Raw genomic sequence first — 13,899 nt, 5'->3', positions numbered from 1 at the left:
GCTATCTAGAGCGCCCATGTCCGCGAACGTGAGCACCTTCGATGTCGCCCTCGTCACCGCCTCCACCTTCCCCGAGTGCCTGCCCGACGAGAAGCTCCTCGCCGATGCACTCGCCTCGCGGGGCCTGCGGGCCGGGCCGGTCATCTGGGACGACCCCGCCGTGGACTGGAGCCGCTTCCGGCTCGCGCTGGTCCGCACCGCGTGGGACTCGGACAGACGCCGCGATGAGTTCGTGGCCTGGGCGGACCGGGCGGGCGCTCACTGCCCGCTGTGGAATCCTCCCGAGGTGCTCCGCTGGAACACGCACAAGGGCTACCTGCGTGAGCTCGAGGCGCGGGGCGTGGCCACCGTGCCCACCGTCTGGCTGGAGCGCGGCTCGACGCCGGACATGAAGGCCCTGCTCGCCGAGCGCGGCTGGACCGACGCGGTGGTGAAGCCGACCGTGTCCGCGGGCGCCCGCGACACGCTGCGGGTCCGGAAGCCCGAGGACATCCCCGCCGCCCAGTCCCTGGTGGAGCGCATCCTCCCGCTCAAGGACATGATGGTGCAGCCCTACCTGAGCTCGGTGGAAGGCTACGGCGAGCGCTCCCTCCTCTTCTTTGGTGGTGAGCACACCCACGCCATCAAGCGGCCGGCGGCCCTGTCGGGGAACCCGGACTACGACGCCACCGCCGCCGAGCCAGCGCCCTCGGCCGAGGACGAGCGCACCTTCGCCCGACAGGTCCTCGCCGCCACCGGCCGCGAGCTGCTCTACGCCCGCGTGGACATCGCCAGGGACGAGAAGGGCGGGCTGCGCCTCATGGAGCTGGAGGCCACCGAGCCCAACCTCTTCCTCCGTCAGGGCGGGCCACGCGCGGTGGACCGCCTGGCGGACGTCATCACCCACAAGGCCCGCGGACGGTAGTCGCCCTTCCCGGGGCTCACCCGGTCTCCGGCTGGAGCCCGGTCAGCACTTCGTTCAGCAACGCGGCCGCGTCGTCGGTGTGGAGGTTGTGCCCACCGGCGATGCTGACGCTCCGCGAGCGTGGCAGCCGGGCGTCGGACGGAACGAGCACGGGCGTCCCGGCGAACTGGCTGGTCGTGCCGTAGATTCGCATCGACGGAACGGCGAGCCCATCGAGGAGCGCGAGGTAGTGCGCGCGCGAGAAGCCGAGATCGATGCCCAGCGGGTTGCGCAGACGGGCATCCCACGACCAGCGAAGCCCGCCGTCGCATGGCTCGGTGATCCGCTGCGCGAGCTTGAGCGATCGGCCCGTACTCAGCCCGCCATGGCTCAAGGTGAGCATGCGCGCGGCGGTCGTGAGATCGGGATAGGCCGTGTGCGCTGGCGGCTCCGTCAGGTACCGCAGCTCGTTCTTCAGCAAATCGAGCGCGCCGTGCTGCTCTCGGAGGTGCGGGATGACCGGCTCGACGAGGATCAGACGCTCGACCCGCTCGGGGTACGCCGATGCGAACAGCGTGGCCACCGCCCCGCCCATCGAGTGCCCGATCAGGATGAACGGCCGCTTCGTCGCATCAGTCGCGTGGTTTGCGACCGTGGTCAGGTCCAACAGGAAGTCGAGGACCGTCATCGCGACGTTCGCCGGGTGGTGCCCGGATCGGCCGTGGCCGCGGAGGTCCAGCGCCACCACGCGGTAGCCGCGCTCGACCAGGCCGACCGCCAGCTCGTCCCAGCTCGCGCCCTGGTCGAGGACACCGTGCACGCAGAGCACGAGCGGCGCGTCCTCCGGCCCCCACGAACAGACGCACAGCTTCGTGCGATCGCTCGCCGTGATGAACGACTCACGGTGCGTCGTGAGCGGTACGGCCGCGTCCGTCGCCACCTCCTCGGCGGGTGCGGCCGCAGCAGCGCGCGAACCGGCATCTCCGGCCGGACCGAGCCGGAGGACGTCCACGAGCAGGTGGCGCCCCAGCTGCTCCAGCGTCGGGTGATCGAACAGCAGCGAGGGGCTGAGCGTGCAGCCGAGGCTCGACTCGACGCGGTTCTTCAGCTCGACCGCCATCAGCGAATCGAATCCGAGCTCGAGGAGCGGCTGCGTGACCTCGACCGCATCGGCCGACGCGAGCCCCACGACGCTCGCCACCTGGCCACGCAGGAACTCGATGAGGGTCGCCTCGCGCTGTTCCTCCGGCTCCTGGGTCAGGCGGGTGAGCAGCGCACCGACCTGCGGCGGTTCGGCCCGCGCCGAGCCCTGGCCGAGCAGCGAGTAGAGCCGTGCAAGCCCCGGGCTCGACACCATCTTCAGGTACTTCGTCCAGTCCACGTCGGCGACGGCCACCGTCGTGGGCGCGCCGTGCAGCAGGTGCTCGAACACCTCCACGTTGTCGCCGACCGACATGCGCCCGAGGCCAGCCGACTCGAAGCGCGCACGGTTGGCGGCGCGCGTCGTCTCCGCCATCCCACCGGCCGCCCACGGCCCCCAGTTGATGCTCGTCGCCGGCAATCCCTGGCTCCGGCGCAGCGCGGCGAGCCCGTCCAGGAACGCGTTGGCCGCGGCGTAGTTGCCCTGCCCCGGCGCTCCCATCACCGCCGCGATCGACGAGAACAGGACGAAGAAGTCGAGCTCCAGCGACCGCGTGGCCACGTGCAGGTTCCACGCACCCGCGACCTTCGGCGCGAGCACGCGCGAGAAGCGCTGCCAGGTCTGCTTGACGAGCACGCCGTCGTCGAGCACACCGGCCGCATGCACGATTCCGCCGAGCGGCCGGAGCTCGCGCTCGATGCGCTGCACGACCGCCGCGACCTGGCTGGCATCGGAGACATCCATCCGCTCGATGACGACCTCTGCCCCCGCCGCGCGCAGCGCCGCGACGGCCTCGCGAGCTCCATCGTTCAGCTCGGAGCGGCCCGAGAGCACCAGTTGCCGCGCGCCGCTCGCGACGAGGCTCCGCGCGATGTGCAGCCCGAGCGCGCCGAGACCGCCCGTGATCCAGTAGCTGCGATCGGCCCGGACCGCCGCGCCCGCCGCACGCTCGCTCGCGGGGAACGTCAGCACCACCTTGCCGATGTTCTTGGCCTGCGCGAGGTGGCGGAACCCGGCCTCGGCCTGCCGGATGGGGAACGTCTTGACGGGGAGCGGCGCGAGGCGGCCGTCCTCGAGTCCGCGAACCGCGTTGGCGAGGAGGTCCACCTGGAGCTCGGCGTTGCCGTCGACGTCACCCAGGTCGAACGAGAAGTACTCCACGTCGGGCCGGTAGGCCGCCATCTCGGCCGTGCTCCAGATCCCGATCTTGCCGATCTCGACGAACCGGCCGCCCTTGGCCAGCACGTCGGCGCTCCGGGAGATGTACGCGCCGGTCAGGCTGTTGATAACGACGTCGACCCCTCGGCCTTCGGTGATGCGCAGGATCTCGTCGGCGAAGTCGAGGGTGCGCGAGTTCATCACGTGCTCGACGCCCTGCCGCTTGACGTGGTCCCACTTCGCCGGGCTCGCCGTCCCGAACACCGTCGCGCCGCGCGCCCGCGCGATCTGGACCGCGGCCTGCCCGACCCCGCCGGCGCAAGCGTGGATCAGCACCGTCTCGCCCGGGCGCAGCCGCGCGAGCTTCTCGAGGCTGTAGATCGCCGTCATGAACGCGGCGGGGATCGAGGCAGCCTGCGCGAACGACAGGTTCCTCGGCATCATGTGCACGAGCCGGCGGTCGATCGTGACGTGGCTCGCCAGGGCCGACGGCGCCATCGTGAAGACCTCGTCGCCGACGGCGAGCCCCTCCACGCCGGGGCCGACGCGCACGACGCGGCCCGCGCACTCGAACCCGAGCGGCTGATCGACGGCGCGGAGGATTCCGGCCTTGCGGCTGAAGTCCTCGAGCATCCCGAGGCAGTACAGGACGTCCTTGAAGTTGATCGCCGACGCGCAGACCTCGATCTCGACCTCGCCGGCCGCGGGCTCACGCCGCTCGGCCGCGACCAGCGTCAGGCGGTCCAGCGAGCCGTACGCGGACGTGCGGAGCCGGTAGCTCTCGCCTGGGATCGCGAGCTGTCCCCTGGACTGCGCCGCGGCGTGGGACCATCGCGCCACGTGGCGCTTGCCGGCGCGAACCGCGACCTGAAGCTCGGCGTCCGGATGGAGGAGCTCGGCGGCAACGGCGCCCAGGTCGATGGCGTCGACATCCACGCACGTGCAGCCCAGCGAGGGATGCTCGAGTGAAATCGTGCGCCCGAGTCCCCACAGCGCCGCCTGCGCCGCGCTCACCCGCTCGCCCTCCACGACCGCCTGTGCGCCACGCGTGACCAGGTACAGGCGCGGGAGACGCTGGCCAGGGACATCCATCAGCGCCTGCACGAGCGCCAGCGTGCTGCCGCACGACCTCGCGAGCGACCGTTCGAGCACGGACGTCCCGTCGTCCATCTCGTCGCTGGATGCCTGACCGGATGCACCCTCAAGCGCATCGTCCAGCGCCCAGAGGTGAACGATGCCCGCGAGCGGCCGATCACTCGCGGCCGCGTGGTCCGCGAGCGCGCGAGACCAGGACGCCTTGTCGAGCGGATCGACGTCGCCTTCACCCAGGAGCGCGCAGATCTCTCCCCGCGCCTCGAGCACCGCCTTCAACTGGGTGCCGGCCCCTCCGCGATCGCCAAGCACGAGCCAGCGCCGCCGGGGGCCGCCAGCATCCAAGGCCTCCGTTTCGACCGGCAGCTCGGGGAGGCTCTGAGGCGCCCACGTGAGCCCGTAGAGCTTGTCCTTCCACGTGGCAGTCGCGTACGCGAGCGCGCGGCGGTCGACGCGCATGGCCTGCAGACCGGCCACCACGCACACCACGCGTCCCTCATCGTCCAACATGTGGATGTCGGCGACGACGCGCGGATCTCCGGGCGAGGGCGAGCGACGGAGGACGGCATGCGCCCACAGCGCTTCGGGCACCGCGCGCAACGGGTGCAGCGCCTCGATCCCAACGGGGAGGTAGACCACATCGGCTTGCTCCCCGACCATCGCACCGACCGCCTGGAAGCAGCCGTCGAGGATCGCGGGGTGGAGCACGTAGCTCTCCGCGTCGTCGCGAGACACGCCAGGCGGCTGGATCCGCGCGAGGATCTCTGGTGGCTGCGCGCCATCGCCCGCGAGGCGGCGGAGCTCCACGACGGCTCGAAACTCGCCGCTGTAGCCCAGACCGAGCGCTGCGTAGCGCGCGTAGAACGCCTCCGTATCGAGCCGCTCACCGCTCTCGTCGAACCGCCGGTGCACGCCCTCCCCGTCAATCGCGGACGGAGGCAGACCACCGGACGGCGTCACCTCGATCTCGCCGGTCACGTGGACCTGCCACGTCGCGGCATCCTCGGAGGCCGCGCTGAGGATCTTGAAGCGATAGCGCTGGTCGCCAGCGTCGGCGAAGTGCGTCTGCACCACGGTCTGGACATCCGGCGTCAGCACCAACGCCGCTTGCACCGCCACGTTGCGGAGCACCGGGGCCGCCTGCGGGAACGCCTGCTGGATGCCGGCCAGCGCCATCTCGACATAGCCCGCCGCCGGAACGATGACCTTGTCGTAGACGCGGTGATGGCGGAGGTACGCCGGGCTGCTCGGGGACAGCGCGCCCTCGAACAAAAGATCGCCCGGTGGCAGCGCGGCGCTCCGCAGCTTCCGCCCGAGGAGCGCATGGTGCTCGCCGGACGCCGTCAGCATCGTCGCCGTCGAGCCATCAGCGCGGTGGATCCAGTAACGCTGACGCTGGAACGGGTACGTCGGCAGCGCCAGCCGGGGCGGCGTCGGCTGCTCACACCGTCCCGCCTTGCGAAGGTCCGCCGGCAAGCCGTGCGCGAACAACGTCGCGAGGGCCTCGAGCATCTGCGACCACGGTGCCGCCTTGGCCCGCAGGCTCGCCGCCGTCACGAACCGGCCGCGCTCGACGCAGGCGGTCGCCAGGCCCACGAGCGTCGCGCTCGGTCCCACCTCGAGCAGCGCCACCACGCGATTCGCCTCCAGCGCCCGCACGCCGGCCATGAAGTCGACCGGAGCGAGCACGTGGTCCACCCAGTACGCCGCCGTGGCCATCTCGTCGCCAGCGACCGTGCCGGTCACGTTCGAGATGATGTCGATCGTCGGGCGACGGTACGTCACCGTCTCGGCGACCGCTCGCAGCTCGTCGAGGATCGGCCGCATCAGCGGCGAGTGGAACGCATGCGAGACGTCGAGCAACCCGCGGTTCCGGATCCCCTGCTGCCCCAGCCGCTCGCACGCCGCGAGCACCGCGGCCCGCTCCCCAGAAATCACCGTCTGCTCCGGTGCGTTGAGCCCGGCGATCGAGAGCCGATCGCCATGGTCCGCAACCACCGGCTCCACCGCGCTCCGCCCCGCCAGAATCACCGCCATCGCCCCGCCGTCGGGCAGCGCCTGCATCAACCGGCCCCGCGCGGCGATCAGCTTCAGCCCGTCCTCGAGGTCGAACAGGCCCGCCACGCACGCCGCCGCGAGCTCGCCCACGCTGTGGCCCATGACATACGACGGACGGACCCCCCACGACTGCCAGAGGTTCGCCAGCGCCACCTCGAGCGCGAACAGCGCTGGCTGGGTGTACTTCGTCTGGTTCAGCAGCCCGGAGTGGCGACCCCACAGGATCTCGCGGAGCGGCAGATCGAGGTGCGCCGCGAGGATCTCCTCGCAGCGGACGAGGGTCGCGCGGAAGGCCGGGTGCAGGTCGTGAAGCTCCTTGCCCATCCCCGCGTACTGCGAGCCCTGGCCGGTGAACAGGAATGCGAGCCGCCCCTCTACCGCCGGGGCCACGCCCAGCTGCATGTCCTTCCCCGATGCCACCCGGGTCCGCGCGAACTCCGCGAGCTTGTCGCGCAGCGACGACGGTCCGTTCGCCACCACCGCGAGACGCTGCGAGAACCGTGCGCGCCCGTTGTTCGCCGTCCACGACACCGCGTCGAGCGTCGCGTCGGGGTGCTGTCCCAGCCAATCCGCGTAGCGCCCGGCCAGCGCGGCGAGCGCGTCCGGCGTCCGCGCCGACAGGCACAGGAGGTGCGCTGGCTGCGCCTCCGCGGCAACGGGTGCGGCGCGGGGCGGTTCTTCGACGACGACGTGCGCGTTGGTGCCGCTGAAGCCGAAGGCGCTGATTCCGGCGATGCGTGCTCGCTTGCCTCTCGGCCACGCGACCGGCTGCCGTGGGACGACGATCGGGATGTCTCGCCACGGAATGCGACTGCTCAGCGCTTGCAGGGTCGGGTAGCCGGGGATCGTCTCGTGCTGGAGCGACAGGATCACCTTGAAGAGCCCCGCCATCCCCGCGGCGATCTCCAGGTGCCCCACAATCGTCTTGGCCGATCCGAGGAGCAGCGGCCGGTCCTGGGTGCGGCCAGGACCGAACACCTCCGCGAGCGCGCCAACCTCGATCGGATCGCCGAGCGCGGTGCCAGTGCCGTGGGCCTCGATGTAATCGACCTCACCCGGCTTCACACCGGCGCGAACCAGCGCTCGCCGCACGAGGGACTCCTGCATCGGACCGTTGGGGACCGTCAAACCGGAGCTCGCGCCGTCCTGGTTGAGGGCGGTCCCACGGATGACCGCCAGGATGCGATCGCCGTCGGCCCGAGCCGCGGACAGCGTCTTGAGCACGAGCACCGCGGCGCCCTCCGAGCGCACGTACCCGTCGGCGCGCTCGTCGAACGTCTTGCACCGCCCGTCGGGCGCCATCATCCGCGCCTTGGAGAACGCGGTCGTGATTTCGGGCGCGAGGTTCAAGTTGACGCTGGCCGCGAGCGCGACCCGGCACTCCCCCCGGCGCAGGCTCTCGCCCGCGTAGTGCACCGCGACCAGCGCCGACGAGCACGCCGTCTCGAACGACACGCACGGCCCGTTGAAGCCGAAGGTGTACGCGAGCCGCCCCGCTGCGACGCTCGTGGCGTTGCCCGTCCCCAGGTACGCCGTCACGTTCTCGACGTTCTGGAGCGCCATCCGGCAGTAGTCGGAGGAGCACACGCCGACGAACACACCGCTCGGCGAGCCGTACAGCGCGTCCGGCGACAACCCGGCATTCTCGAGCGCCTCCCACGACAGCTCGAGCAGGATGCGCTGCTGCGGATCCATCACCACCGCCTCGCGCGGCGAGATGCCGAAGAACGACGCATCGAACTGATCGATATGCTCGAGGAAGCCGCCGTAGCGCGTCGACATCTTGCCCGGCGCGTCGGGGTCCGGGTCATACAGTGCGTCGACGTTCCAACGCTCCCGCGGCACCTCGATGATGCTCGGCTCGCCGCGGTGGAGCAGCGACCAGTACGCATCCGGACCATCCGCGCCAGGGAACCGGCAGCTCAGCCCCACGACCGCGATCGGCTCATCCTGGGCTCTGCGCAGGACCGCGACCTCGTTCTCCAGCCGCTCGATGATGCGGAGGACCTTCTCTGACTGCTGGGCGCTCTGCGACATGATGTGTTGGCTCCTGCGTGCGTGAGAAGGCGGGTCAGTTGACGCGCTTCTCCCGCCCGGCCCAGTACGGTTCGCGCAGCACGCGCTTCAAAACCTTGCCACTCGGATTCCTCGGCAGCGCGTCGATGAACTCCACCGTCCGCAGCATCTTGAAGCTCGCGAGATGCTTGCGCGCGAAGCCCATGACCTCGGCCTTGGTCAGCGCCGATCCGGGGCGCCGCACCACGATCGCGATCGGCACCTCGCCCCAGCGGTCGTCGGGGATGCCGATCACAGCCACGTCGGCGATCTCCTCGTGCTGGACCAGGATGCGCTCGAGCTCGGCCGGATAGATGTTTTCGCCCGCCGAGATGATCAGATCCTTGATGCGGTCGGTGACGTAGACGAAGCCATCCTCGTCCACGTAGCCGGCGTCACCGGTGTGGATCCAGCCATTGACGAGCGTCTTGCGGGTCTCCTCGGGGAGCTTCCAGTACTCGAGCATGTGCCCCGCGGTCTTGAAGGCGATCTCCCCGACCTGGCCGGGCGGCAGCTCGCGCCCGTCGGGATCGAGGATCCGCACCGACACACCGCGTAGCGGCTTGCCCGCCGCCTTGAGCCGCGGGTTGGCCGGGTCGAGGTGCTCCGCCGACGGCAGGAACACCGCCATGTTGGTGGTCTCGGACAGCCCGTAGTTCTGCGTGAAGCGGCACTTGAAGACCTCGCGCGCGCGCTCGAGGATCGGCCTGGGCATCGGTGAGCCGCCGTAGACCAGCTGGTCGACCGACGACAGGTTCGAGGTCCGGCAGGTCGGCTCCGACAGCATGAAGCGGATCATCGCCGGGACGAAGGCGACCTTGGTGATCGCATGCTTTTCGATGAGCTCGAGCGCGGCCGCGCCGGTGAACGCCTTCATGATGACGTTCGTCGCGCCGTTGACCAGCCCGTGAATCGCGAACCACAGGCCTCCGACGTGAAACGACGGCAGCGCGAGCAAGGTGACGTCGCCGGTCTTCCAGTGGATCAGCTCATCGCCGGAGCGCACGACCTCGCGGATCACATCGAGGAAGCAGCCGTGCGACAGCACCACGCCCTTGGGCCTCCCGCTGGTGCCGCTGGTGTAGACCTGCACGACCGCCTGGGCTCCATCGATCTGATTCGCCTCGCGCCGCCCGGGATGTGCATCGCGCCACGCGTGATAGACCGGGTAACGCTCGGAGGCCTCGTCGAACACGATGACGGCCTTCACCCGCGGGCAGGAAGGCAGAAACGCCTCGACCGTCGCCGCCATCTCCCGGGTGATGAACAGGAGCTCGGCCTCCGAGTCCTGGACGATGTACGCGATCTCGCTCGCCTCGAGCCGCCAGTTGATGCTGAGCATCACCATCCCCGCCTTGGCGCACCCGAAGAGGAGCTCGTACGCGTACTCGCTGTCCGTCCCCAGCATCGCGACGCGCGACTGGCGCGACAGCCCCGCCGCGATGAGCGCGTTCGCGACCCGATCGCTGCGCTCCGCCAGCGCGGCGTACGAGCTCCGGCGGCCGTCGGCGATGAGCGCGATGTCGTCGGGGGTCGCGCGGGCATGGAGATCTGGGATGTCGGCCAGGGTCGTGATGGCGTCGTAGTGCTCCAACATGATGACTCGCTCTCTTTCTGAGACCAGGCGCTCTTGGGGGGCATTCCGCCCCGCACCCAGGCGCCCGGAAACCGTCAGCTCAGGCCCACGACCGCACTCGGCTCGATGCGGGGTGTGCGGGCCGACTCAGACATCGTACTTCTCCAGTTTCTTCCGAAGCTGCTCCTCGATGGAGTCCAGCGATGCGGGCGACTCACCGTCCCGGGTGTCGACGTGCCCCCCGGACCCTGTCTCCCCGGCAGCACCTGCCCCGGAGGCCTGGTCTCCCGATGCGCCTGGCGCGAGGCCCTCCGCGTCGCCGAACGCGACGCGCACGACGTACGCGGCCAGGCTCTCCGGGCTGGGATAATCGAACAGGAGCGTCGTGCGGAGCGTGCAGCGCAGCTCCTCCTCGAGGAGCTCCTTGAACTCCAGCGCCCGCTTCGAATCGACCCCCAGGGTCTCGAACCGCGACCGCGGATGGAGCTCGCTTTTGTCGATGCCGAGCTCGTCGCAGAGGGTCTGCAAGATGAACTCCACGAGCAGGCCTGTGCGCGCCGCGGGATTCACGGTGGTGAGGCGCGCGCGGAGACCGAGGGCGGTGCTCATGCGGCCCCCCGGGCAGCCGGCGCACTCGGCCTGCGCGCCGCGTCGGCCCGCTTCGCATAGTTCTCCACGATCTTCGAGTACAGGTTGAGCAGACCGTACACGGCGTCCTCGGCGAACAACCCGGTGTCGTAGTCGAGCTCGATGGTGATGTCCGTCGGAAGAACGAAGACGTTGCACATCAGATCGAACTCGATCCGATCGTTCACCGCGGCAATCAGCGCGGGTTGCTGGACACCGAAGCGCGGCAGTTGGCTGACCGGCTCGACGTTGAACGTGACCTCGACCGGCGCCGCATGGGCCTCCGACGTCCCCGAGCGGAAGTGCTCACACATCTCCTGATACGGAAACATCGAGTGCTTGAACATCTCCGCCATGTCGTTCCGGGTGCGCGACAGGATCGCGTCGAACGTCGCGTCCTGGCCATGGCTGGGGAGGAGCGGCAGCAGGTTGACGCACGTCCCAACGGTCTGCTTGAGCTCGCGGGTCGTGCGGTTGGCGAACGGAATCCCGATGATGGGCAGGCGCGTCCGGTAGGCCCGGTTCAGGAACACCTGGAAGCCGGCGAGCAGCGCGGTGAACGGCGTCACGCCGTCGGCCTTGGCCTGCGCCTTGAACAGCGAGGTGAGCTCCTCACCGATGCTCAGCCGCGCTCGCCCGCCCGGCCGTCCACCGACGGTGTTGCGATGCCGGAGCGGACCGAAGGAATGCTCTCGCTGGTAGCTCGTGATCGCGTCGATCGCCCCCTGCCAGAAGCGCTTGTCGCTCGCGTACTGCTCGCTCTGGCGATAACGCACCTCGTGGTCGATCCACCGCGCGTATGCCGCGTTCTCCGCCGTCACGCCGGGTGCCACAGCCGGGCTCTCGTTGTAGAGCGCCGCGATGCGCTCGAACATCGAGGCCAACCCCCAGCCGTCGCAGACCAGGTGGTGCACGCACAGGCACACCAGCGTGACGCCATCGTCGAGCCGGGTGATGGTGACACGAACGTTCGCGCCAGCCTCGGGGGCGAGCGGCTCCTTCTGCTGGCTCGCCATCAAGCGGTCGACGAGCCCGGGCTCGGTCGCACGCCCCGGCGCCTGGACGCGATCAATGCGGACGCGCCGCTCGGAGACCGGGAGCAGCTGCTGCGTCCCCTTCGCGAGATCAAAGCGGTACCACAGCGATTCCTGTCCGGTCAGGACCGAGTCGATCGCCCGCGACAACCGCTCGACATCGACCGCCTCGTCGAAGCGCAACCCGTAGCAGAGGTTGCAGGCGACCGTGCCGTCCTGCCCGCTCTGCACGAGCTGATAGAAGCGCTGCTGCGCATCGGAGATCGGGCGCTCCGCCAGCGCGCTGACCTTGCCCGCGTCACGCACCGGGAGCAGCCGGTGCGCGACGAGCTCACGGGCGCCCTGCCGCACGGCCTCGACGAAGCGGTTCAGATCTTCCTCGGTGTGCGCGGTCGACAGGAAGCAGTTGCGCCCTTCCCAGATGAAGAATCCCGCCTCCAGGAGACGGTAGTAGAAGACGTCGAGGTTCCCCTTCGACGAGAACCGGAACAGCGAGGAGAACCACTCGACCTTGACGTCCGCACCCTCCGCCTCGAGCGCGGCGTTGAGCTGCGCGCAGAACCGCTCGGTGCGCTCGTTCATCGAGCGATAGAGCTGGTCGTCCGCCGCCTTGATGTGCTCGAGCACGGCGACCGAGGCGGCCATGGCCAGCGGATGCTTGGAGAACGTCCCGGCGAAGAAGATCGTCGGAGTACTGGGGAAGCTCGCATCACCGTACTGCCAGAATCCGCCGTCGAGCCCGTCCATGTACGCGGCGCTGCCCGCGACGACGCCGATCGGCATCCCGCCACCCACGATCTTGCCGTAGGTGCAGATGTCGGCGCGGACGTCGAACAGTTGCTGCGCGCCGCCTCGCGCGCAGCGGAAGCCGGAGATCACCTCATCGAAGATCAGCGCGATGTCGCGCTCCTGGGTCACACGCCGGAGCTGGCGCAAGAACGCCGCCGGCTGCATGCTCGGCGCGCGGCTCTGCACCGGCTCCGCCATCACCGCGGCGATCTCCTTCCCGTGGCGTTCGATGTAATCGATGGCGCTCTGCTCGCAATAGTCGAGCACCACGGTGTCCTGGACCAGCGAGCCCGCCGTCCCCAGGCTGGCCGGCCGGCTCGTATCGCCCGACGCGGTGCCGCGCGCGAGGAACGCGTCGAACGTGCCGTGGTACGAGTTGCGGAAGATGACGACCTTGCTCCGTCCGGTCTTCGCCCGGGCGAGCCGCACCGCCGTCATGGTCGCTTCCGTACCGGAGTTGCAGAACGTCACGCGGGCGTGACCGGTCAGCTCGCAGATCAGCTCGGCGACGCGCCCCGCCAACGGCGACTGCGGGCCAATCGGCATCCCGCGCTCGAGCTGCGCCTTGATGGCGCGCGTGACGAACTCGGGAGAGTGACCGAAGAAGTGCGCTCCGAATCCCATCGTGAAGTCGAGATACGTATTGCCATCGACGTCGGTGACATACGCACCTTCGGCCTTCTCCGCGACGATCGGGAAGACCATCTCCTTCAAGAGCGGCCGGAAGCCAGCGGAGACCCGGTTGTCGGCGAGGACCTGCCGATAGGCCTGGGCGAGCCGCTTGGACTCCGGCGCCTTTCCCGTCACGCCCGCGATCAGCCGCTGGATGTGCTCGACCTTGCGCGCGTCATCCTCGCGCTCGTCCTTTCCCAGCTTCACGGAGAACGCGCTGAACCGATCCACCTCGGACTTGCCACTGGGAGCCACCGGCGCGGCGCGCTCTGCCGCGGGACGTTCGGCTGCGGCCGCGCGCTCGCTCGGACCAGGCGCGGCGCGCTCTGGCGCACGCGTGCTCGGCGTGTTGGCCGCCGGCCGCTTGCCGAGGAGACTCAACTGCCGCTCCATCAGCTCGAGCTGCTGCCGGACGATGTCCTCGATTCCCTGGCGGCTGGCGCTGCCGTGCGGCGCCACGATCGGCGTGGCGCGCTCGATGACGTGGTCGCGTGCCGGCTCCGGCTCGCTGACTTCGTGGGTCTGCGCTCGACCCCCCTGCTCGTAGATGTAGCGCGCGATCTTGGCGATCGTGTCGACCTTCTCGTAAATCTCCAGCACCGAGAACGACACGCCGAAGCGCGTGTTGATCTCCTGGAGCACCTCGAGGAGGATCAGCGAATCGGCCCCCATGTCCGCGAACGGCAGGTGGGGGTCGACGTTCTCCGGCGCCTGCTTGAGGCAATACGCAACCTCGCGGAGCACCGACTCCAAGATCTGGGACTCTGCGTTGTTGCTTGACGTCTCGATGCGCATGTCAGTTCCCATCTGAACT

At 69.7% G+C, this 13,899-nt stretch carries 5 protein-coding genes; 1 reads left to right on the top strand and 4 read right to left on the bottom strand.

Annotated elements, in window-relative coordinates; all coding sequences use genetic code 11:
• The first annotated feature begins 16 nt into the window (after positions 1 to 16).
• Entirely contained in the window at positions 17 to 904 is an 888-nt protein-coding gene (locus tag DAT35_RS22065) for a RimK family alpha-L-glutamate ligase (protein WP_199242966.1), read from the top strand.
• A gap of 16 nt (positions 905 to 920) precedes the next feature.
• Here the strand turns inward: DAT35_RS22065 and DAT35_RS22060 are convergent, their stop codons facing one another.
• From DAT35_RS22060 to DAT35_RS22045, 4 genes are all read right to left on the bottom strand, one after another.
• Positions 921 to 8,369: a type I polyketide synthase gene (locus DAT35_RS22060; RefSeq protein WP_108069080.1), complete on the bottom strand. Its 7,449-nt coding sequence runs from the start codon at positions 8,367 to 8,369 to the stop codon at positions 921 to 923.
• A 34-nt stretch (positions 8,370 to 8,403) separates the two neighbouring features.
• Positions 8,404 to 9,984: a long-chain-fatty-acid--CoA ligase gene (locus tag DAT35_RS22055; RefSeq protein WP_108069079.1), complete on the bottom strand. Its 1,581-nt coding sequence runs from the start codon at positions 9,982 to 9,984 to the stop codon at positions 8,404 to 8,406.
• 126 nt (positions 9,985 to 10,110) lie between these two features.
• Complete coding sequence (locus DAT35_RS22050) at positions 10,111 to 10,572, bottom strand: acyl carrier protein (RefSeq protein ID WP_108069078.1); 462 nt, start codon at positions 10,570 to 10,572, stop codon at positions 10,111 to 10,113.
• The gene (locus tag DAT35_RS22045; RefSeq protein ID WP_108069077.1) at positions 10,569 to 13,892 is read right to left on the bottom strand and encodes an aminotransferase class III-fold pyridoxal phosphate-dependent enzyme; all 3,324 of its coding nucleotides are present in this window, start codon (positions 13,890 to 13,892) and stop codon (positions 10,569 to 10,571) included. Before DAT35_RS22045 ends, DAT35_RS22050 begins: the two co-directional genes overlap by 4 nt.
• Between the last annotated feature and the right edge of the window lie 7 nt (positions 13,893 to 13,899).

This window comes from Vitiosangium sp. GDMCC 1.1324, assembly GCF_003044305.1.
Taxonomy (GTDB): Bacteria; Myxococcota; Myxococcia; order Myxococcales; family Myxococcaceae; genus Archangium.
Note: the sequence above shows the minus strand (reverse complement) of the source record. Positions and strands in the feature narration are given on the sequence as shown.